This is a genomic window from Paenibacillus sp. 2TAF8 (genome assembly GCF_052114825.1).
GTDB lineage: Bacteria > Bacillota > Bacilli > Paenibacillales > Paenibacillaceae > Paenibacillus.
The window spans coordinates 269,452-291,574 of record NZ_JBFRFN010000005.1 but is presented as its reverse complement, the minus strand read 5'-3'; the positions used below and the strand labels follow the sequence as shown (position 1 = coordinate 291,574).

General features: G+C 45.2%; 19 protein-coding genes and 1 riboswitch. Of the genes, 14 read left to right on the top strand and 5 right to left on the bottom strand.

Annotation, left to right across the window (positions count from 1 at the left end; all coding sequences use genetic code 11):
- Window positions 1-65: 65 nt before the first annotated feature.
- Window positions 66-1,001 carry a magnesium/cobalt transporter CorA gene (corA, locus tag AB4Z30_RS10160; protein WP_434753047.1) on the bottom strand — a complete coding sequence of 312 codons (936 nt, stop codon included), beginning with the start codon at window positions 999-1,001 and terminating at the stop codon, window positions 66-68.
- A gap of 459 nt (window positions 1,002-1,460) precedes the next feature.
- Window positions 1,461-1,585, top strand: a riboswitch (SAM riboswitch).
- Between the two features lie 126 nt (window positions 1,586-1,711).
- Between corA and metA the strand changes: the two genes are divergently transcribed.
- The 6 genes from metA (at window position 1,712) to AB4Z30_RS10130 (ending at window position 8,660) form a co-directional block, all read left to right on the top strand.
- Window positions 1,712-2,629: a homoserine O-acetyltransferase MetA gene (metA, locus tag AB4Z30_RS10155; RefSeq protein ID WP_441925823.1), complete on the top strand. Its 918-nt coding sequence runs from the start codon at window positions 1,712-1,714 to the stop codon at window positions 2,627-2,629.
- 24 nt (window positions 2,630-2,653) lie between these two features.
- Window positions 2,654-3,838: a PLP-dependent transferase gene (locus AB4Z30_RS10150; protein ID WP_441925821.1), complete on the top strand. Its 1,185-nt coding sequence runs from the start codon at window positions 2,654-2,656 to the stop codon at window positions 3,836-3,838.
- Entirely contained in the window at window positions 3,835-5,016 is a 1,182-nt protein-coding gene (locus AB4Z30_RS10145; RefSeq protein WP_441925819.1) for a trans-sulfuration enzyme family protein, read from the top strand. The genes AB4Z30_RS10150 and AB4Z30_RS10145 overlap by 4 nt, the downstream gene beginning before the upstream one ends.
- Window positions 5,017-5,227: 211 nt before the next feature.
- A complete protein-coding gene (gene mqnC, locus AB4Z30_RS10140) occupies window positions 5,228-6,364 on the top strand; it encodes a cyclic dehypoxanthinyl futalosine synthase (protein WP_441925817.1) in 1,137 nt (378 codons plus the stop codon).
- A 311-nt stretch (window positions 6,365-6,675) separates the two neighbouring features.
- Window positions 6,676-7,608, top strand: a complete 933-nt coding sequence (locus AB4Z30_RS10135; protein ID WP_441925815.1) for an aldo/keto reductase — start codon at window positions 6,676-6,678, stop codon at window positions 7,606-7,608.
- Window positions 7,609-7,646: 38 nt separating this feature from the next.
- Window positions 7,647-8,660: a zinc-binding alcohol dehydrogenase family protein gene (locus tag AB4Z30_RS10130; RefSeq protein ID WP_441925813.1), complete on the top strand. Its 1,014-nt coding sequence runs from the start codon at window positions 7,647-7,649 to the stop codon at window positions 8,658-8,660.
- Between the two features lie 112 nt (window positions 8,661-8,772).
- Here the strand turns inward: AB4Z30_RS10130 and AB4Z30_RS10125 are convergent, their stop codons facing one another.
- From AB4Z30_RS10125 to AB4Z30_RS10110, 4 genes are all read right to left on the bottom strand, one after another.
- Window positions 8,773-9,678, bottom strand: a complete 906-nt coding sequence (locus AB4Z30_RS10125) for a YitT family protein (RefSeq protein ID WP_441925811.1) — start codon at window positions 9,676-9,678, stop codon at window positions 8,773-8,775.
- A gap of 120 nt (window positions 9,679-9,798) precedes the next feature.
- Window positions 9,799-11,037: a cation:proton antiporter gene (locus tag AB4Z30_RS10120; protein ID WP_441925809.1), complete on the bottom strand. Its 1,239-nt coding sequence runs from the start codon at window positions 11,035-11,037 to the stop codon at window positions 9,799-9,801.
- A gap of 4 nt (window positions 11,038-11,041) precedes the next feature.
- Entirely contained in the window at window positions 11,042-11,536 is a 495-nt protein-coding gene (locus AB4Z30_RS10115) for a cation:proton antiporter regulatory subunit (protein WP_434752074.1), read from the bottom strand.
- A 325-nt stretch (window positions 11,537-11,861) separates the two neighbouring features.
- Window positions 11,862-12,272, bottom strand: coding sequence for a hypothetical protein (locus tag AB4Z30_RS10110; protein WP_441925807.1), 411 nt, complete (start codon window positions 12,270-12,272; stop codon window positions 11,862-11,864).
- A gap of 291 nt (window positions 12,273-12,563) precedes the next feature.
- Here AB4Z30_RS10110 and AB4Z30_RS10105 point away from each other — a divergent pair, with 291 nt between their 5' ends.
- The 8 genes from AB4Z30_RS10105 to AB4Z30_RS10070 all read left to right on the top strand — a co-directional run bounded on the left by AB4Z30_RS10105 (window position 12,564) and on the right by AB4Z30_RS10070 (window position 22,021).
- Entirely contained in the window at window positions 12,564-13,508 is a 945-nt protein-coding gene (locus AB4Z30_RS10105) for a putative sporulation protein YtxC (RefSeq protein ID WP_441925805.1), read from the top strand.
- Between the two features lie 484 nt (window positions 13,509-13,992).
- Entirely contained in the window at window positions 13,993-15,930 is a 1,938-nt protein-coding gene (gene thrS, locus AB4Z30_RS10100; RefSeq protein WP_441925803.1) for a threonine--tRNA ligase, read from the top strand.
- Between the two features lie 440 nt (window positions 15,931-16,370).
- Window positions 16,371-16,910, top strand: coding sequence for a 3D domain-containing protein (locus AB4Z30_RS10095; RefSeq protein ID WP_441925858.1), 540 nt, complete (start codon window positions 16,371-16,373; stop codon window positions 16,908-16,910).
- A gap of 117 nt (window positions 16,911-17,027) precedes the next feature.
- The gene (locus tag AB4Z30_RS10090; protein ID WP_441925801.1) at window positions 17,028-17,243 is read left to right on the top strand and encodes a hypothetical protein; all 216 of its coding nucleotides are present in this window, start codon (window positions 17,028-17,030) and stop codon (window positions 17,241-17,243) included.
- Between the two features lie 241 nt (window positions 17,244-17,484).
- Window positions 17,485-18,534 carry a cell wall-active antibiotics response protein LiaF gene (gene liaF, locus AB4Z30_RS10085; RefSeq protein WP_441925799.1) on the top strand — a complete coding sequence of 350 codons (1,050 nt, stop codon included), beginning with the start codon at window positions 17,485-17,487 and terminating at the stop codon, window positions 18,532-18,534.
- A 3-nt stretch (window positions 18,535-18,537) separates the two neighbouring features.
- The gene (locus AB4Z30_RS10080; protein WP_441925797.1) at window positions 18,538-19,575 is read left to right on the top strand and encodes a HAMP domain-containing sensor histidine kinase; all 1,038 of its coding nucleotides are present in this window, start codon (window positions 18,538-18,540) and stop codon (window positions 19,573-19,575) included.
- Complete coding sequence (locus AB4Z30_RS10075; RefSeq protein ID WP_441925795.1) at window positions 19,572-20,234, top strand: response regulator; 663 nt, start codon at window positions 19,572-19,574, stop codon at window positions 20,232-20,234. The genes AB4Z30_RS10080 and AB4Z30_RS10075 overlap by 4 nt, the downstream gene beginning before the upstream one ends.
- Window positions 20,235-20,383: 149 nt before the next feature.
- The gene (locus tag AB4Z30_RS10070) at window positions 20,384-22,021 is read left to right on the top strand and encodes a S1C family serine protease (protein WP_441925793.1); all 1,638 of its coding nucleotides are present in this window, start codon (window positions 20,384-20,386) and stop codon (window positions 22,019-22,021) included.
- Window positions 22,022-22,123 lie beyond the last annotated feature (102 nt).

Genomic DNA, 22,123 nt, shown 5'->3' with positions numbered 1-22,123 from the left:
CGAGAAGGATCGCTTCGTCTTATTCATTCGTGTGATGGTATGATATTGCGCATGTAATGATCGTTTCAGATCCAGTCTTTTTTGCGGAAAATGAAAAACATGGTTAGACCTAATGTGACCATCAAGCCAATAACCGCATAATAACTATATTTCCAGTGCAATTCAGGCATGTTATCAAAGTTCATTCCGTATATTCCGGTAATCACGGTCAACGGCATGAACACCGTGGTGATGGCGGTAAACACCCGCATGATCTCATTGGCCCGGTTTGCAATACTGGACTGATAGGCTTCTCGCAAGTTGCCCATCAGATCGCGGTATGTTTCGAACGTTTCCGATATTTTTACGGCGTTCTCATAGATGTCACTGAAGTATTTCTGCAACTGATCATCAATGAGACGCAGATCTTTTTTGTTGAGTGTGTTGATGACCTCTTTTTGAGGACCCAGCACCTTTTTAAGCCACAAGATTTCGCTTCGCAGACCAATAATCTCATTCAGGTGTGACTTTTTGGTATGCATCAGGATGTCTTCCTCAAGCTTCTCAATTCGTGCTTCAATTCGATCTCCAACGGTAAAGTAATTATCTACGATCAAGTCAACCAGCAGGTAAAGCAGGCGATCAGGGCTGCTGATCTCCTGTTCCCAGAGAATAGGCTTCAATGTACGTAATTCACTGATCTTTTGTTTGGTAACCGTGATGATAAAATGTCTGCCGAGAAAGAGATTGAGTGCTCTCAGGAAAATTTCTTCATCATCAAAACGAATACTATTAATAACGATAAAATAATGGTTCTCATAAATTTCAATCTTCGGACGCTGCTCCTCATCACTCAAGCAGTCCTCCACAGCCAGATCATGCATGGAAAAGAGCGGCTGAAGTACAGCCAGATCGTCCACGTCCGCATCAATCCAGTAAAATCCTTCCGCTGGTGGAGTCAGCGCTTGCTGAATGTCATCCACCGGGATAAATACACCATTGTTAACCAACCGGATTTTCATGTTATCTACTCCTTCTGCACCCGCCATTTTGGCGGATTTCATCATTAATATGGGCGCAAAAGAACAGATCAGCCGGTCGGCAGCGGAGCCTGGTAATCAGGGCTGTACTGCGTTCATCAATCTATAATCAAACGGAAGAAACGTCCCGTTGCCRACATGCTGATGTCAATTCTCTATGCAGTTGTTCGGAATTCGACTGCCAGTTGGGCCTCGGGTCGCCATCCATTTAATATGTCACCTCTCACATAAGGACTTATAAACACTTGTATAGTATACCGCTGGTCCAGAGTGCTTTCAAGCGCAAAAATGTGTCTATTTAGCGCTCTGAGGCAGTGTATGACAACAGAGGATGAACGGTTCCCAGTGTATACTCAAATCAAACAACTGGTTCTTGACGTGAGGGCGGTAATGTTTTAAAGTAAAAGTTAATATATTTGAATTATAATTGAATACAGCGAAATCTTATCAAGAGTAGGTGGAGGGACCAGCCCGATGAAACCCGGCAACCGGCGAAACAACGCACGGTGCTAATTCTTGCAGCGACCAAGTACCCCTGAGGTGCTGTTGTAACTGAGAGATGAGAGAGGCGCATATCTGTTTACATATGACCTTTCTCGGAATCCGAGAGAGGTCTTTGTCATATACAGAGCTTCTCAGGAAATGATTTTCGCACCCAATGCGATCTATGAAAAAGGAGGAGTCGACTCACCATGCCAATTAAAATTCCGGATACACTGCCAGCAAAAGAAGTGCTTGAAGGGGAGAATATTTTCGTTATGGACGAATCATCTGCGTACAAGCAGGATATTCGTCCGCTTCGTATAGCCATACTCAATCTGATGCCTACGAAGGAGACGACCGAAACGCAATTGCTGCGTCTGGTGGGTAACACACCCATTCAAGTTGATGTTGTGCTGGTGCATCCCAAATCTCACACATCCAAGAACACGTCACAAGAATATTTAGACTTGTTTTACAAAACATTTGACGAGATCCAGCACCGCCGTTTTGACGGCATGATCATTACGGGTGCACCGGTTGAACAAATGGATTTCGAGGATGTGAATTATTGGGAAGAGATTCAGGAAATCTTTGAGTGGACCAAAACCAATGTAACCTCGACAATGCATATATGTTGGGCCTCACAGGCAGGTTTATACCACCATTTTGATGTACCCAAAGTTCCGCTGGATGAAAAGTGTTTTGGCGTATTCCCACATACAATCAACAAACCTCATGTTCCTTTGCTCCGCGGATTTGATGAAGTTTTCAACGTTCCACACTCCCGTCACACAGAGGTAAGGCGAGAGGATATCGAGAAAAACGATAAGCTGGAGATCTTGGCTGAATCGGAAGAAGCTGGCGTATTCCTGGTTGCAACCAAAGACGGGAAGCAAATTTTTGCTACAGGACATGCCGAGTATGATCCATTTTCATTAAAGTGGGAATATGATCGTGATGTTGCCAAGGGATTGGATATCGCGCTACCGAAGTATTACTATCCTAAAGATGATCCATCCCGTATACCTCCGGCAACATGGCGTGCACACGCTAACTTATTATTCTCTAATTGGCTCAATTACTATGTGTATCAGGAAACGCCTTACGATATTGGCCCGCAAATCTAATCGAGATTACAGGAGGATACAGTAATGGAAGATAACAAGTTGAAAATGGAAAGCCGTCTAGCTCAAATTGGGTCCATCAATGAACCGGTAACAGGTGCTGTTAACTTTCCGATCTATCAATCCACTGCGTTTCGTCACCCGAAGCTGGGACAAAGCACGGGGTTTGATTACATCCGTACGACGAATCCAACACGGAAAGTGCTTGAAGAAGCAGCAGCGGTGCTTGAGTCCGGAGATGCAGGTTTTGCCTGTAGTTCAGGTATGGCAGCATTGCAAACGATCTTTGCTTTGTTCAGTCAAGGGGATCACCTGATTGTTTCTCTTGACCTGTATGGTGGTACTTATCGTCTGCTGGAACGGATTTTGTCCCGGTTCGGTATATCGGCAAGTTATGTGGATACTAATGATCTTGCAGCACTGGAGAACATCCGTCAGCCGAATACCAAGGCAGTGTTTATCGAGACGCCAACCAACCCGCTTATGATGATTACGGACATACAAGCCGTTGCTTCCTGGGCGAAAACGCACAACCTGTTGACCATTGTGGACAATACGCTTCTAACGCCTTTCTTCCAACGTCCGATTGAACTTGGAGCCGATATCATCATTCATAGTGCGACCAAATATCTGGGTGGACATAATGATGTGCTCGCTGGATTAATTATTACCAAAGGTGAAAAATTGTCTGAAGAGATGGCATTCCTGCATAACTCCATTGGAGCCGTGTTATCGCCGAGTGATTCCTACCAATTAATGAAAGGCATGAAAACGCTGGCTCTACGCATGGAACGTCATGAGTATAATGCACTTACCATTGCAAAATTTCTGTTGGAACATCCGGCGGTTGCCGAGGTATTTCACCCGGGGTTGTCCGATCATCCTGGATATGAGATCCAGCAGAAGCAATCCTCCGGGAATACAGGTATTTTCTCTTTCAAAGTGAAGGATGCACGCTATGTGGAGCCATTGCTGCGCCATATCGAGTTAATTGCATTTGCTGAAAGCCTCGGAGGGGTAGAGTCACTCATGACCTATCCAGCAGTGCAAACTCACGCGGATATTCCACTTGAGATTCGTGACGCGGTTGGAGTGGATGATCGCCTTCTCCGATTCTCGGTAGGCATCGAACACGCGGAAGATTTGATTGCGGATCTGAATCATGCACTACTGACAGCACAACAGGAAGTTGAAGGGGGCGTAACCTCATGAGCGAGACCAACAACCATAAATCCAATTCACCCGAACTGAAGTTTGATACCAAGCTGCTTCATTTTGGGGATGAGATTGATAAAACGACAGGTGCTTCCAGCGTGCCGATTTATCAGGCGTCTACTTTCCATCACTTTGATATCTTCAATCCACCGCAACATGATTACAGCCGTTCAGGTAATCCTACCCGTCAGGCACTTGAAGATTATATTGCGCTTCTTGAAGGCGGGGTACGCGGATTTGCGTATTCATCAGGAATGTCCGCAATATCCAGTGTGTTCATGATGTTCTCGGCAGGGGATCACGTGATTGTAACAGAGGATGTTTACGGAGGAACGTATCGACTGCTGACAACTATACTAAGTCGGATGCAGATTGAGACTACTTTTGTCGACATGACCGACATAGAACAAGTCAAAGCAGCACTTAAACCTAATACCAAGGCTGTATATATGGAGACACCTTCCAACCCGACCTTGAAAATTACGGATATTGCCGCTGTGACGTCCTGGTCCAAGCAGCAGGATCTGATTACGATTTTGGATAACACATTTATGACACCGTACTATCAGCGTCCCATTGAGCTTGGCGTAGATATTGTTGTACATAGTGCTACGAAGTTTCTAGGCGGTCACAGCGATGTACTGGCAGGTCTGGCTGTTGCACGTACAGACGAACTGGGCAGACAGCTGAAACAGCTGCAAAATGGGTTAGGTACCGTTCTCGGAGCTCAGGAATCTTGGCTTCTGATGCGCGGGATGAAGACACTTGGTGCGCGTATGGCTCACAGTGAACAGAGTACAGCCAAGCTGGCTGCATGGCTGAACGAGCGTCAGGATATCACAGCTGTGTATTACCCTGGACTTGCGGATCATCCGGGTCGTGAAGCGCATGAGCGCCAGTCTACTGGCTACGGAGCAGTCGTATCGTTTGACGTAGGTTCAGGTGATCGTGCAAAAGCTGTTTTGAATCAGGTGAAACTGCCGATTGTTGCTGTAAGTTTGGGAGCAGTTGAAAGTATTCTTTCGTACCCTACGATGATGTCTCATGCGGCTATGCCTGCTGAGGTTCGACATGAGCGCGGGATTACCGATGGTCTGCTTCGTTTCTCAGTTGGGCTTGAAGACATTGATGATTTGATTGCTGATCTCGAGCAAGCGTTGCAGGCCACACAATAAGTTGAAATTATATGGTTTATAAATGATTTTATATGTCAAAATTTTAACTCATTTTTTAAGCACCTTTTCATAAGGTGCTTTTTTTCACATGTAACCTGTGTTACGATATGTGGAGTACAGAAATGCGATGTTACAGCCACGACTTGCTTTTTGCTAACAAGCCGGGAGTGATCTTCGTATTATTTTCTCTTTACGAGGGAGGCTTTTTACGATGAGTACGGTAGACCGTATCTTAGATAAAGCCCTTCGGGGCGAACGTTTAGACTTGGAAGACACGATTCAGTTATTTGAATCAGATGAAGTGGACAAAATCGGGGCAGCTGCCAATGTGGTTATGAAACGTATGCACCCTGAACCATACAGAACATTTGTCATTGGGCGTAACGTCAACTACACGAATGTGTGCGACGTATACTGCCGTTTTTGTGCTTTTTACCGTAGACCTGGGTCAGAAGAAGGGTATGTTTTGCCCGATGAAGTGATTTTCCAGAAAATTAAGGAAACAGAAGATGTCAACGGAACCGAGATTTTGATGCAGGGTGGAACGAACCCAAATCTGCCTTTCAGTTATTATACGGACTTGTTGAAAGCGATCAAGGAGCGTTTCCCGAATATTACGATGCACTCCTTCTCGCCAGCTGAGATTATGAAAATGGTTGAAGTATCCGATGGTCTTACGCTAGAAGAGGTTGTACGTGCCATTCATGAGGCTGGACTGGATTCCTTGCCTGGTGGTGGAGCTGAGATTCTTGATGACCGTACACGCCGCAAAATCAGCCGTCTGAAAGGTTCATGGCGCGACTGGATGGATGTAATGCAGACGGCTCACCGAATCGGTATGAATACAACCGCTACAATGGTTATTGGTCTAGGTGAATCCATGGAAGAGCGTGCGCTGCATCTGATGCGTGTACGTGAAGCACAGGATGAGTGTATCGCGAATAAGTATGATTCTGAAGGCTTCCTCGCTTTTATTCCTTGGACATTCCAGCCGGACAATACAAACCTTAAGCTGGAGCGTCAAACACCAGAGGAGTACCTGAAAACGGTAGCGATCAGTCGTCTAGTTCTGGATAATATCAAAAACATTCAATCTTCCTGGGTTACAATGGGACCTGAAATTGGCAAGAAATCGCTCGAATTCGGTTGTAATGACTTCGGCAGCACCATGATTGAAGAGAACGTTGTGTCCTCTGCGGGAGCAACGTACAAAGTAAATATTGAATCTATCCTTCGTCTGATTCGGGAGTCCGGTTACATTCCGGCACAGCGTAATACCCGTTATGATATTTTGCGCATGTTTGATGAGGAAGGTATTGTGCCTAAAGATTTCGTCATGCAGAATTAATATTTACATTTATAGCTATTATGAGTTTGTATTCGAATACCATCATGTTAGATGAATAGTAACTCGTTCCGCAGCATTAGGGATAAAGCAGGTCAAACCTGTTTTGTCCCTTTTTGTCGTGCGTATACAGTACAGTTACACGTTATCTTGTTACGGTGTCAACCGTAGTTAAGCAGTTTGTTGTCCTTTTACCAAGGAACAGAGATCATCAAACAGTATATATTACGCATTTAACGATATGTTATATTGATTTTTAACTGATACAATGGAGGGACAGTTGTGTAGTCAAACCTGCTGGGAGGAACGAATCGATGAAAACAAGAAAACTTGGAAAGACAGCAATAGACGTACCTGTTTTAAGTTTCGGCGCATCTTCACTGGGTTCTGTGTTTCGTGATATTGACCGAGACGAAGGCATTCGCACCGTTCATGCGGCCATAGATGCAGGCATGAATTATATAGACGTTTCGCCTTATTACGGATTAACCAAGGCGGAAACAGTACTGGGTGAAGCGATCCGAAGTTTGCCGCGCAGCTCTTATACGTTATCTACCAAAGCCGGACGTTATGGTGAAAACGAGTTTGATTTTTCACGCAAGCGTATTCTGGATAGTGTACAAGAGAGTATGACTAGGTTGCATACGGACTATCTTGATATTTTATTTTTGCATGATATTGAGTTCGTGGCTCCTGAAATTATCATTGAGGAAGCTTTTCCGACGTTGTTAGAACTGAAAGAGCAGGGCGTGATTCGTTATGCCGGAATATGTGGGTTGCCACTGCCTTTGTTTGAAAAAATGCTGCCGCAACTGGATGCGGATGCGATTATCTCCTACTGTCATTATGCTTTAAATGATACGTCGTTGGTATCGCTCTTGCCATTGCTGGAGGAAAAAGGGGTTGGACTTGTAAACGCTTCCCCGCTCTCGATGGGACTGTTAAGTACACGCGGGACGCCGGGCTGGCATCCAGCAGGTGACCGGGTGAAAGAGCTTTGCTTGAAAGCTGCACGTTTCTGTGAGGAACAAGGCAGTAATATTGCGAAGCTGGCTGTTCAATTTTCCACAGCGAATGAACAGATCCCGACAACACTCGTAAGCAGTGCAAGCCAGCAAAACATTGTCAACAACGCGGCCTGGGTTGAAGAGCCTTTAGATGAGCAGCTTCTAGAAGAGGTGCTACGTATTCTGGCTCCATTAAATAATGAAACTTGGCCGAGTGGTCGTGCTGAATATAACGTGTAGATGAGTACAACGTCGAATGGATCTGAGGGGGAACAGTGATGAGAGCTATCGTATGTGAAGAAATTGATCGTTTGGTGCTGAAGGAATTGCCAGAGCCCGAAAGAGGTGAGGGAGAAGCACTGGTCGCTATTCAGCGGATTGGTATTTGCGGTACGGATCTGCACGCGTACAGAGGCAATCAGCCTTTTTTTACGTATCCTCGTGTACTTGGTCATGAACTTGCAGGCATCATTGAAGAGATTGGACCGAATGAGGCTGGTTTACAGCCAGGGGATCAGGTAAGCATTATTCCTTATCTGCATTGCGGGCACTGCATTGCTTGTCGTTCAGATAAGACAAACTGCTGTGCATCCATGCAGGTTATGGGCGTACATGTGGACGGAGGTATGAGAGAACGGATCACAGTACCTGTCTCTCATCTGCTGAAAGCGGAGGGATTAACACTGGACGAGACAGCTATGGTTGAGCCGCTTAGCATTGGGGCTCATGCCGTACGTAGAGCTGCACTTCAACCAGGGGAGCGTGTCGTTGTTATTGGAGCCGGACCTATAGGACTTGGGGTAATGGCTTTTGCCAAAGAAGCAGGCGCATATGTCATTGCGGTGGATCGTAATCTGGACAGGCTGGAATTGAGCAGAACGTGGGCTGGGGTAGATGAGACTGTGCAGGCAGACGAACAAGCTCTGCAGCGAGTATCCGAGATCACTGGCGGTGATTATGCAACGGCTGTATTTGATGCGACAGGTAATGTGCATTCCATGAATGGGGCTATTCCGTATGTGGCGCACGGTGGACAGTTGATTTTTGTTGGGCTGGTGAAGGCGGATATTACGTTCCATGACCCGGAATTTCATAAGCGTGAGATGAGTATGTTGGGTAGCCGGAATGCAACGCGTGAAGATTTTGAACAGGTGTTATCGACGTTGCGTGACAAAAAGTTAAGCATGGACGGTTATATCACACATCGAGCACCATTTGATGAACTGCCAACTGCAATGGACAAATGGCTGTTACCAGAATCACAAGTGGTTAAAGCCATTGTAGACTTATAATAATTGTGGCTTAATTGAAGAAACGCTCTCTTCCGAGGCGATGAGCAAATGGAATTCAATCCATTGGTTCATCGGGGATGAGAGCGTTTTGTATTTGTTGAGCTAGTTATTTTTATTTTTCTGGATTCGATACAATACCTGCATGGGGATCAATATGCCGAACAATGGATTTCAACCAGATCATCTCCAGGAAGTGTACTTCGTAATAAAGCGTCCCTGGAATCTGTCCAATCCAGCCCTCTGTCCCAGCGATTGGGGGAAGCTCAATTTCAGGACTGAGCCTTTCTGGTTCCCTTCGCAGGCGATTGCGTACAGCTTTTTCAACTTGAGCGCTTTGTGTGGTCAGAATGCATATTTTGCGTTTGGGGGAAAATCCCCGAAATGCAAGGTAAACCATTTCATAGGCGATCAGATAAGCGATAACAGAATACATGGCCTGATCCCAGCCAAAAACAACACCAGCAGCTGTGAGAATGACCAAGTTAAGCAGCATGATTATTTTTTCGATAAGCATCCGTTTCCCGCTAAAAACACGTTCAGGTGGCCGGGAGGACGGATCACCGATTTCCAGCGTATCCAGTGTCCCTCCATACCGAACAACTAGCCCGATTCCGAGCCCCAGGCATAACCCGCCAAACATGGCAGCAGCCAAAGGGTGCTCGACGAGCGGCGGCATGGGATGTAGCACGATGGCACCGATCGAAAAGACAACCAAACCCAGAACAGTAACCAGTACAAACTTCTTCTTCACGATCTTGTAGGACAGAAATATAAACGGAACATTGAATAAGAACAAGAACAGGCCGATTCGAAGCTCAGTCCAGTGTGCAAAAAGGGAAGAAATTCCCGTTATGCCGCCAATAATAATTTTATTGGGGTGTAGAAACAACTCAAGTCCAACGGAGGCCAATATTCCGCCAATGATGACCAGAAACAGATTCAACCAGGAGCGGGATGGCGATATGCTGCTCTTAGCAGTGCGTGGCACCGGATTAGCCGATATCAGAGGTGTTTTCACAGGTCATCCTCCTTCAGTGCGGCTTCGAGCCATTCTCCCTGGGTTCTTCACAGAAAGTTCGGCGTGCAGCCGCTCAGTTGCTTGATATGATCATAGGTCTGCTCAGCACAGACATCTCACTTATCCTTCTTTCTGCAGAACTTTAGGTTCCTCTTTTTTCTTGCGAGGATCTTTGAACTTGAATATTTTATCCAAAATACGGAATACGTGTTTGGACTCTTTGGTGAGCAATGGTCCAAGAATAGCCAGAATTAATACATACAACGCGGCAAACGGTTGGAGTAATGGTAACAGCCCACCAGCCTTACCCATGTTAGCCATAATAATTGAGAATTCACCACGAGATACAATGGTTAACCCGATATTCGCGGAAGCTTTTGGTGAAAGTCCTGCACTTCGTCCAGCTAACATACCCGCAAGGAAGTTACCAAACAGTGTGATAACGACAGCGATCAACGCAAGCCAGACTGCCTCACCGCCAAGGGACAACGGATCAATAGACAGACCAAAGCTAAAGAAAAAGATAGCCCCAAAGAAATCACGGAACGGAAGAATCAGGTGTTCAATACGTTTAGCATGCTCCGTTTCCGCCAGTACAAGACCAACCAGCAAAGCGCCGATTGCTTCAGCAACGTGGATTGTTTCAGAGAAGCCGGCTACAAGGAACAGTGCCCCGAAAACAACAAGTGAGAATAATTCATTGGAACGAATTTTGAGCAGTTTATTCAATAATGGTGTCGCTTTGCGACCGATAATGATAACGACAAGCATGAAGCCCAGAGCAATCAGAGCGGACATGATCACGCCTCCGATAGAGGAGGAATCACTGAGTACAAGTCCGGAAAGGATGGAGATATATACGGCGAGGAATACGTCCTCGAACATAATAATACCCAAAATCATCTCGGTTTCCGGATTAGCCGTTCGTTTCAAATCAACGAGTACCTTGGCTACGATGGCACTGGAAGAGATTGTTGTAATCCCTGCAACGATGAGTGCTTCAGCTGGCGGGAAATCGGCTGCAAATCCGAAGGCAAGACCTAATGTAAAGTTAATCCCGATGTAGATCGAGCCGCCAACAACGATGGAACGACCGGACTTGACCAAACGGCCTACTGAGAACTCTAACCCCAGATAGAAGAGCAGGAACAGAATACCGATCCGACCCATAAAATTGATGAACGGCTGACTTTCGATAAATCGGAAATCCAGATGCCAGATTTGCATGGCATGTGGTCCCACGGCCATCCCGATCAAAATATAGAACGGAACCACCGAAAATCTTAGTTTTGCGGATAAAAGGCCGGCTGCTGCAATCAGCACGAGTGCCAGACCCACTTCAAAAATCAAATGATCCATCGAATTACCCCCTTCCTGTCAGGAGGAGGGACTTGAAAAGCTTTTGCTGGTTGCGTTCGCCAACGGCGACTACTGTAGATTCTGAGCTAATCACAACCTCCGGACCTGGGCTGATGTGTTTTTTATGATTTTTCTCCACAACGGCAATAACCGTTGCGCCAGAGTTTTGACGTACATTCAACTCACCAATGGATTTGCCAATGCATCCGAAGGATGCTTCGATTTTGTACCATTCGATAATCAGATCGTCAAAGGTAACTTCTATATTTTCAAGCTGCTTCGGTTTGTAAGTCAGTCCGCCAACGATCGCGGCAATCTGTCTGGCTTCATTATCGTCAAGTGTAATCATGGAGATGCTTTGATCTGGATCATCATATTCAAAATGGTACATTTCACGGCGGCCATCGTCGTGAATAATAATGACGATTTTATCACCGCTGCTTGTTTCAATTTGGAATTTTTTGCCGATTCCCGGCAAGTCTGTTTCGCGTACATCCATGGATAGTATGCCTCCTTAGTAATTGAGGCTGGCCATAGAAGGTGGGCTTATCTTCCCGTAATCAAGTCATCTGCTGCTCAGGGTGGAACATCAAATGGTGCGGGGAAACAGAGCCAGTAATTCCTGACACAGCCGAATATATAATGTGAAATAAAAATTAATTTGCAAAAAAAGTGAAACAAAGAACACTTCAATAAATAGTGGTTCATACCATGTCTCAAAACTAACGTTTCATAAAGGGTTGTAGGTTATGCATGAGAACACCGTCTTCATTAAAGAGGCGGTTCCATGCGCAGGCAGCCAGACGAATACGGCAAACAGGCTCTTATCGAGCGTAGGCGTATTTCGGTGCCATCGGAGAGAGGGATAAATACATACTGGTAAACTTAATAGGCAACAGAAACAATCTGCGCTTGAACAGACAATACCACGGTTTAAAAGACAGACCTGCTGTAGGAATTCGCAGCACGATTAACAATGCGAGGACAAGAAATACAGGCTTGGTTTGCTTCATTGCAGCCAGCTTAGACATTACTTGCGGATGTTTGCGAATGACAGGTTTCTGCTTAGACTCGGGTATTTGAGACAGTACTTCAAGCCCTTCTTTATTCGAAGTGGCATCGACGGATACACCAACGGCAGACTCTGTCTGCATTGGAATCGGGAAGCACAGCGCCTGAAAGACACACAAGATGATGATAATCATGTGATGGAGCAGTCTAGGTTGTTGTCTCATGGTTGGCTTCCCCCCTTCCGTCAAGATACTGTTATAAAAATAATAACACATTTTTGCTTGATCTCCAAACCATTCATTCAGAGTTCACCAAACCTTCATTATGAATTTTGCAAAAGATTCTATTGCAGTCTTCCAAATCGTTCATTGAATTATCCTGCAAACCTCTCATTCAATTGTCATCCAAATCTTTTCTGTAGTACTGAGAAATCATGACACTCTTTCCATCAACAGCTTCGTATATCCCTTTGGGCCTTGCCATATACTTTGAAGAGAAGGAAAGGAGTGATTCTTATGGAACTGTTTGCAGTATGGACCGATGTGTCCGGGCAGGATGAAGCAGATCATTTTCACCAATGCATCAAGGAAAAAATCAAAGGTTTACATATAAGCAAAAGAGGCTTCCGGCTCACCTTCAAACATCAGGATGGGAGAGCAGTCTGGATGTGCAGAGGAAATGAGAATCACGAGGAATTCCAGCAATGGCTCCCGCGTATCAGTGAATTGCTCTCCTTGGGTATAGCCGATTTTATTATGGAGACCCAAGAACGTAACATGGTAGAAAATATCATTGCCAAAACATGTTCTGTAATGGATGAGCACGAAGTCGAAAAAGTTCACCGAATCTGTATGCCTCTGCTTATGAATAGTGAATTGGATCAACCAGGTCTGCGTGAACGCCGCCGTGCAACATTAGCCAAAGGTTTAAGGCAGGATCTGGAGGATATTCATTTTTTTCATCTCGAAGGTATTATGAATTTCCGAATCCGTTCTTATAAACAGGAATTACAGGAACTGGTGGAATATGCACTCGATGAATTCTGGATGGATCGTCAGTATGAAGAGTTCATGGGGTTGCTGAAGTACTTTGTATTTTTTCAGGAGGCGAAGGTTCCCTTGATCCATCTGATTCACAAAGGCAAACATGAATTTCAGGTGCTTGATGAAGGACTTAATCTGCTGCCGGTTCAGAAGGATGAGCAAGTTGTCGTGGAGATGCCGGGACTTGAACTGGAGATGGATATTGAAGACATGATCGTAAGTACGCTTATTTCAATATCACCTGAAAAAGTAATGCTTCATACCAGTACACCAGAGTTGCCCATCATCTCGACCATATGTCAGATTTTCGAAGATAAGGTGCAGATATGCCATCAATGTCCTGAATGCGAAGTACTCCGTTCTGGATTGCTGACAAGTCTTGACGCGGGCGATCTGGGCAATTATAATAACTGTTGATCCGTGATTATATGCTGATGAGTATTGAGGGTATGTTCACGGGAAATGTTTTAACAGGATCAACTGAGAATCAAAAGCGTTGACAAAGACACGAGCCACACGTTAGATCGGTGCAGAGAGAGGAACCTGGGCTGAAATTTCCTCCGGATATCACGTATGGTTTACCCCTTTGGAGCTGCAATTTTGAAAATAAAACCGGTCTATCCACCATTTTTCCGAAAAATGATTGGCGGTTTTGTGAGTAAGGATTTGCCGGGTCATGCCCGTTACCGTCATGCCAATGAGGGCTGTATTCCTGTTCACCAGGAACAACAAGCYGAATTAGGGTGGAACCACGAGTATAACACTCGTCCCTTTACCGGGACGGGTGTTTTTTGCGTTTTTTGCGCTTTTCCTCTAAGGGAGCGGAAATGCGTAATAGATGATCAGTCCATGCAAGGAAATGAAAATGGATGATGTTTATTTTACAGGAGGAATGAGACAAATGGCAGTAAACATTAAACTACCGGATGGTTCTGTACGTGAGTACGCAGATGGAAGCAGTATTGAGGATGTTGCCGCTTCGATTAGCAGCGGGCTTCGCAAAAATGCTGCAGCAGGTAAACTGGATGGCATCGTGGTTGATCTATCCACTCCAATTCATGAAGGGGCTTTGGTCGAGATCGTAACACTTGATTCCCCGGAAGGTCTTGAAGTGATGCGTCACAGTACAGCTCACTTGCTGGCTCAGGCGGTAAAACGTCTTTACGGTAATAAAGAAGTGCATCTGGGCGTAGGGCCAGTCATTGAGGATGGTTTCTACTATGACATGGATCTGGAACATCCTCTTAACCCGGAAGATTTGCAAAAGATTGAGAAAGAAATGGAACGCATCGTCAATGAAAATCTGCCTATTGTGCGCAAGGAAGTTAGCCGTGCGGAAGCGATCAACATTTTCAATGAAGTCGGCGACCCATACAAATTGGAGTTAATCAATGCTTTACCGGAAGATAGCGTAATTACAATCTATGAGCAAGGCGAATTTTTCGACTTGTGCCGTGGACCACACGTTCCGTCTACAAGCAAAATTAAAGTGTTCAAACTGATGAACGTAGCGGGTGCATACTGGCGCGGAGACAGCAAGAACAAAATGTTGCAACGTGTATACGGTACAGCTTTTGTAAAAAAAGCACAGCTGGACGAGCATCTGCACTTCCTGGAGGAAGCGCGCAAGCGTGACCACCGTAAACTGGGTAAAGAACTCGAAATGTTCACATTCTCGCAACTCGTGGGTCAAGGTCTGCCGATCTGGTTGCCTAACGGTGCGAAATTGCGTCGTACACTGGAACGTTACATCGTAGATCTGGAAGAAAGCCTTGGTTATCAGCACGTATACACTCCGGTTCTGGGGAATGTAGAGCTGTACAAAACTTCTGGTCACTGGGAGCACTACCAAGAAGATATGTTCCCGAAAATGATTATGGATAACGAAGAACTGGTTCTTCGTCCGATGAACTGTCCTCACCATATGATGGTGTATAAATCCTATATGCACAGCTACCGTGATCTGCCGATCCGTATCGCTGAACTGGGCATGATGCATCGCTATGAAATGTCTGGTGCTTTGACAGGTCTGCACCGTGTACGTGCGATGACACTGAATGATTCTCATATCTTTGCACGCCCGGATCAAATCAAAGAAGAGTTTGCTCGTGTTATCGAACTGATTCAAACGGTATATAAAGACTTTGGCATAAATGAATATCGTTTCCGTCTGTCCTACCGTGATCCACAAGACACCGAGAAATACTTCCAAAACGATGAGATGTGGGAAATGTCCCAGCGCATGCTGCGTGAAGTTGTGGAAGAACTTGATCTCCCGTTCTATGAAGCTGAAGGTGAAGCGGCATTCTACGGTCCGAAGCTGGACGTTCAGATCAAAACAGCACTGGGCAAAGAAGAAACACTGTCTACCGTACAACTGGACTTCCTGTTGCCTGAGCGCTTTGAGCTTGAATATGTTGGTGATGATGGACAGAAACACCGTCCGGTCGTTATCCACCGCGGCGTAATCAGTACAATGGAGCGTTTCACTGCATTTTTGCTGGAGAACTTTGCAGGTGCATTCCCGCTCTGGCTGTCTCCGGTTCAAGCCAAAGTTATTCCGGTTTCCGGAAACTACGATGAGTATGCGCGTGAAGTAGAAGCAAAGCTGAAACGTGCAGGCATTTCGGCAGAGGCAGATCTGCGTAACGAGAAACTGGGTTACAAAATCCGTGAAGCCCAGTTGGAGAAGATGCCTTATATGTTCGTAGTGGGCGAGAACGAGAAAAATGCTGCATCCGTATCCGTCCGTAAGCGCGGAGAGGGTGATCTGGGCATGAAGCTGGTTGATGAGATTGTTGCTCAGTTGAAAGAAGAAATTGCTTCAAGACAAGTTTAATTTTGAATCGTGTTCTGTAAAATAAATGAAACAAAACCGTCTGAGATCATGGCTGACCCGTGATTTTCAGACGGTTTTTTTATTGTTTGTCTCTCTGTCTATGTTAAGTCAATAGTATAGACAAGGTATAGAATGAATGCTTTTTGGTAACCCTTTGCAAGTGAGGGGGAGGTTATACCATGAAAAAGCATCTTTTAAAATTAAATGAAAACCACAAGTTCATCATCATGTGCTGTTTCGTATTTGCCGGGATTTTGATGAGTTACAATGAGGCTAAAGCCTATATATTTGAAGAAGAAAGCACTGTACTGCACGTTCAGGAATATAAAAGCCAGGATGGAAATGATGTAACCAATACGGGAAAAACCGAGCGGGTAGCTAGGTCGAATCAAGCTAAACCCGACTACACAGACGAGGCTCAATTGACTACGCTTGTATATATGGCTTTCATGTGGTCTCCGCAGCCGATGGTCCTACCCAAACCTGAAATGCCGCAGAAACGGGGAATTGAGTCTGTCGATCCCGCAATGCCAGTACTGGCACCTCGTTCAGAACAAATTCTGGAGACACAGAAAGTTACCGCAACGGGGTACACCGCTGGAATCGAGTCCACAGGCAAAACTCCAAAACATCCACAATACGGTATTACGTATTCAGGGGTAAAGGTTCGCCGGGATAAGGAAACAGTCTCGACCATTGCAGCTGATCCAAAGTTATTTCCGATGGGTTCCGTTTTATATATTCCCGGTTATGGATACGGTATTGTTGCTGATACCGGTTCAGCCATCAAAGGTAATAAGATCGATTTGTATTTTCCAACAACCAAGCAGGTCTATAAAGAATGGGGAAAAAAGGATGTTGAGGTTCAGGTGATCAAGCAGGGTGCTGGAAAATGTACCGAACAGATGCTGGCGGAGTTGTCCAAAGCCATCGATGTCTATAAAACTGTACCGGATTCATGGCTAGACAAAGCCATTTAATGAAATGTTGGAATGTTATGCCTGAATAACAGAAAGGCTCTCTTCACATAATATTGACTGGGGACGAACCCCGCACTGCAGCAAGCAGTGTAAATATGAAGAGAGAGGTGATTCGTTGTGGCAAAGAAATCCCAAGGTTACCAAACGCCAAACGAGAAGTACAATGCAGAGTTTGGACAGGAGAATGGAACAGGCAGCGCGGCTTCTAAAGTGAAGCAATCCGCTCAAAACAAAGTACAAGACAATTTCCAAACACCTGATGAAAAATATAATGCCGAGTTTGGTGTAGAAAACACAGGTCAAACCGGCCGTGCAGGCAAATACCAAAAGTAGTTCGGTGAAAATTAGAGCAACAAATCATGCAATAAAAAAGAAATGATGATTCACACACCCTGGAGCGATTGCTCCGGGGTGTTTTCATATTTCGTTATACAAAATAGTGAAATCTCAAATTTACATAATTATCCTTAGGTCTCAGTCTCAAGACGGAGAGAACTTCAACCTGTCGGCGCTGTTAACGTTGGCATGTCTGAGGTACACTGGATATAGAATAAAGACAAAGGAGACATGTGTGATGAAACGATCTACGCAAGACCGTTGGTGGGTTGGCATACCTCTTATCGCTATCGGTGCATTGATCTTGTTCAGACAATTGGGATATGACATTGATATAGGTTACTTGTTTAGAACTTACTGGCCGGTCTTTTTGATCTGGTGGGGTGTTAAAGGGTTAACAGAAATTCGTCGCAACGGTGGGTATGCTGCGATGGGACCTGTTATTGTGCTTGCTATAGGCGGGTTTTTCCTGGCTCGTAACTTGGGTGTGATTGGTTACTCACTGGGAGAGTTTATCCGTTATCTAGTTCCAATTCTGCTGATCGGTGGAGGATTATATGTACTGATTGGATCAGGACATCGGGATCGGAAACCTGATGGAAATGGAAGCAAAACACCGCCCCCGCCGCCTGAGCAGCCCTATAAGCCGTTGTCCCCTCAAGATTTGGAGATGCCCTCATCATTTGATGAAGAGTTCGAGAAGACATTTGGCAAACCAAAGCAAGAGCAACCCTCGGATAAGCATCAATCCTTTCATTCCGAAGAGGGACCGAATCTGAAAAAAGACAGTGAACAGTTCGGACAGTCCCATAAGAAATACAATTCACATTCGGATGATCAGAAATTTGGAGGCTTTGGCCACGCTAATTCTTACAACTATAAGTATGGATATGAAGAAGGCTATGGCAAAACATTTAATAAATCCACTTTCATTGGTGATTTTCATATGGGCAAAGAAGTGTTTACGCTGAAACCGATGAACATCTCCTCATTTATTGGTGATACCGTTATTGATTTGACCAAGGCGCAGATTCCATATGGAGAGACTAAAATTGTCATTTCACATTTTATTGGTGATGTTAAGTTGTTTATTCCTGAGGATATGGATCTCGGTATTTCATTAACGACTAATTCCTTTATCGGAGATATGAAATTACTGGATCACAAACGAAGCAGTTTCATGGGCAGTGCACAAGAAGAGACTCCACATTATCATGAAGCAGGCAAGAAAGTACGCATTATTGTCAGTGTGTTTATTGGTGACGTCAAAGTGAACAAGGTGGGTTAACACATGATTCGAACGATTCTCAAAGCAAACAAATGGGAACTAATGATGTATTTTGTGTTAACCGGATTGATTACACTCGGTGGATTTTACCTGTTATACGGGGATGTGCTTACAGGGAGTAATCGCAATCGGGCTTGGGCGTATATTGGAGTTGTTATTGTAGGAACCATTGTCACGGGATATATCGCTGCATTACGCCTTCAGCGCAAAATTGATGTCCTGGATCTCAATATGCTGAAAGTGTCTAAAGGCAATCTGTCGGTTAGAATGCCGGAAGCTGATGATGCATCCTTTGGCCGAGTCTATCAGGAATTCAACGTGATGATGGAGTCCATCGAGAAAAAAATGAGGTTGCTCCAGCGGCTTGGCGAGCAGGAAGTGATCGAGAAAGAACAGGCTTCTGAGCGTGCCGTTATCGAAGAACGTAAACGTATGGCAAGGGATCTGCATGATACGGTAAGTCAGCAATTATTCGCAATGCATATGTCTGCTTCGTCTTTGCCACGTTTGCTGGAAATGAATCCTGAGCATGGCCGGAATGTGCTGGATCAGTTAATTCAGATGTCTCATATTGCACAGCGCCAAATGCGTGGATTGATCGCCCAGCTCAGACCTGTAGAATTGGAAGGACGCGACTTGGCTGGCGCACTGGACAGCTGGTTTCCTGATTATTGCCGGCAAAATGGTCTAAAAGGCATAAAAGAGCTGGAACTGGATGGCGGAGTGTCGGATGCCATTGAGCACCAGCTGTTTCTCATTATTCAGGAGGCTGTCGCGAATGTGGTTAAACATGCTGAAGCCGGACTGGTTAGTCTTGCCATCCGTGAATCAGAGCATCAGATCAGTATGAGTATCAGCGATGATGGGCAAGGTTTTGTGCAACAGGCGGAAAGACCGGGGTCGTACGGGCTATCTACGATGGGTGAACGTGCAGAGAAGCTTGGCGGACAAGTGCAGATCATATCCAAGCCCGGAGCGGGTACAACAGTAAGGGTGCTCATCCCGAAATTTCAGAACGTGTCTGAGGAGGAAATGGAATGAATGGCATAGTAAACGTAATGATTGTGGATGACCACGATATGGTACGAATGGGATTGAAGACATATCTGATGCTGGAGCCTACATTTCATGTGATGGCAGAAGCTGGAAACGGACAGCGTGCGCTGGATCAGCTTCGTCAGATGAAGGAGTCGGATATGCCGGATCTGATTCTAATGGATCTGATGATGCCGGTGATGAATGGTGCGGAGGCCACACGAGCCATTATGTCTGAATTTCCGGAAATGAAGATTGTAATGCTCACCAGTTTCCTTGAAGATGATCTCGTTGTTCAAGCAATTGAGGCAGGAGCGGTCAGTTATGTACTCAAAACAGTATCAGCCGAAGAACTCATCTATGCTCTACAAGGTGCCAACAGAGGTATGCCCGTGATGACTGGAGATGTTTCTCAGGCTTTGACGCGGGGAATTCGTCAGCGGACAGCAAGAGAGAGTGAATCCGGGCTCACGGAACGGGAGAAGGAAGTACTTTTGCTCATTGCTGAAGGGAAAACCAACAAAGATATCGGAGAAGAATTACATATAAGTATCAAAACCGTTAAGACACATGTGAGCAATCTGCTGATGAAATGTGAAATGGATGATCGGACGCAGCTGGCAATTTACGCCCATCGGCAAGGCTGGGTGAAAAAGCAAGGCTGAAAATGTTGTTATGACGGGAAAAAACAGCAAATATTGCATGCTTTTATCTCCTTTTTAATTGTTTTTAAGGTACGATTAAGGTTCAAAGTACAAAATAAGGACAGTTAAAGAATATCTCTTGCAAATAAGAGATCGGGAGGTAGAGAGGCATGGACGAACGAAATTATAGATCAAATCGACAAGATGAGGAAAAGGAAACTAATCAAAACGAGAATCGCAATCCTGCCGGAAATGATGACTCCTCATATTATTACTCTTACGGACCATTCCAGTCCGTGAATCAGGAAGATACAGTTAGTACTAACGGGGCACGACAAGAAGGAAATGTGGAGATTACAAGACCCGATCCAGTAAAACCTGTACCTTCTTATAGTCATGACTCCTCTGGGCAAACGGGCAGAAACTCTGTTGGTGGCGGCTCGAGCCAAGGCGGAGGTCAAGGAACTGGAACTAATAATGGCAACTGGAACTACAACAGCCGTAGACCAAGGTCTTCTGTAAGATCACTTTTGTTCTCCTTCATCGCCGGTATGTTGGTGATCACCGTGTTGATGTACACAGCGGATAGAACCAACATGTTCACACCACAAGCCGCGCTGACGAATAACGGAACAGAATCTGCTCAGGGAACTCCGAGCAATACGGGGGGCGGAAACAACGTAACAGCATCCCTGCTGCCAACAGGTAAAGAGGATGTATCATCTGTGGTGAAACAAGCCAGTCCGGCTGTCGTGAAAATTGAAACGCTGGCTAAACAGTCCACACGTGGTTCTGGACAGGGTGGAGCGAATACAAGTGATCCGCTGTATCAGTATTTCTTTGGTGGTGGACTTGGTGGACCTAACGGAAATCAGGAACAAGGTCAACAGACTCAACCTCAAGCGAGTAATCAACTCGTACCAATGGGTATTGGCTCCGGATTTATTTTTGACAAAGAAGGTTACATTCTGACCAATCAGCACGTTGTTCAAGGTGCTGACGTTATTCAGGTAACACTTGAAAACAATAGCAAGCCATATGAAGCTAAATTGCTGGGAAGCAGTTTTGACCTTGACCTCGCTGTGTTGAAAATTGAGAAAAATAGCGGAGATAAAGATTTTCCTGTTGCACCGCTGGGCAATTCAAACAACACTCAAGTGGGTGAATGGCTCGTAGCAATTGGTAACCCGGAAGGTTTTGAGCATACGGTCACTGCAGGTGTTCTCAGCGCCAAAGAACGTACGATCAGCATCCCGGATCAAGAAACAGGTAAAACACGTGAATACAGCCACTTGCTGCAAACGGATGCTTCCATTAACCCGGGTAACTCTGGTGGTCCGTTGCTTAACCTGAACGGTGAAGTCATCGGTATGAATGTGGCCGTGAGTGCGGATGCGCAAGGTATAGGTTTTGCAATTCCGTCCAGTGTGATTTCTGAAGCGGTGAAATATTTGAAAGAGAATAAAGATGTTCCAAAAGAACCTGTACCGTTCATTGGTGCTTCTCTGATGAATCTTACCCCTGAAGTGGCTAAACAAATGGGAACAGATATTAAAGAAGGTTCGGTGGTAGCGAGCACGGTTTACCAATCACCAGCTTATCTGGCTGATCTGAGAGCGTATGATATCATTACAGGTGTAAATGGTACACCATATGCAACTAGTCAGGAACTGATCGACTTTATCAAGACCCAGAAAGTTGGCGGTGAAATCACTCTCAATGTAGTTCGTGATGGTAAGAAAATCGATGTGAAAGTGAAGATCGGCAACAAGAATGATTTCAATACGTCGCAAACTCAACAGCAATAATGGCAACCAAGAGATGAAGTAGATGAAGGTAAGAAAGTAAGAAAGGAAGAACGGAAGGGTTTGAGGCCCTTCCGTTTTTTTGCACGATGTCTCTGTTCTGTT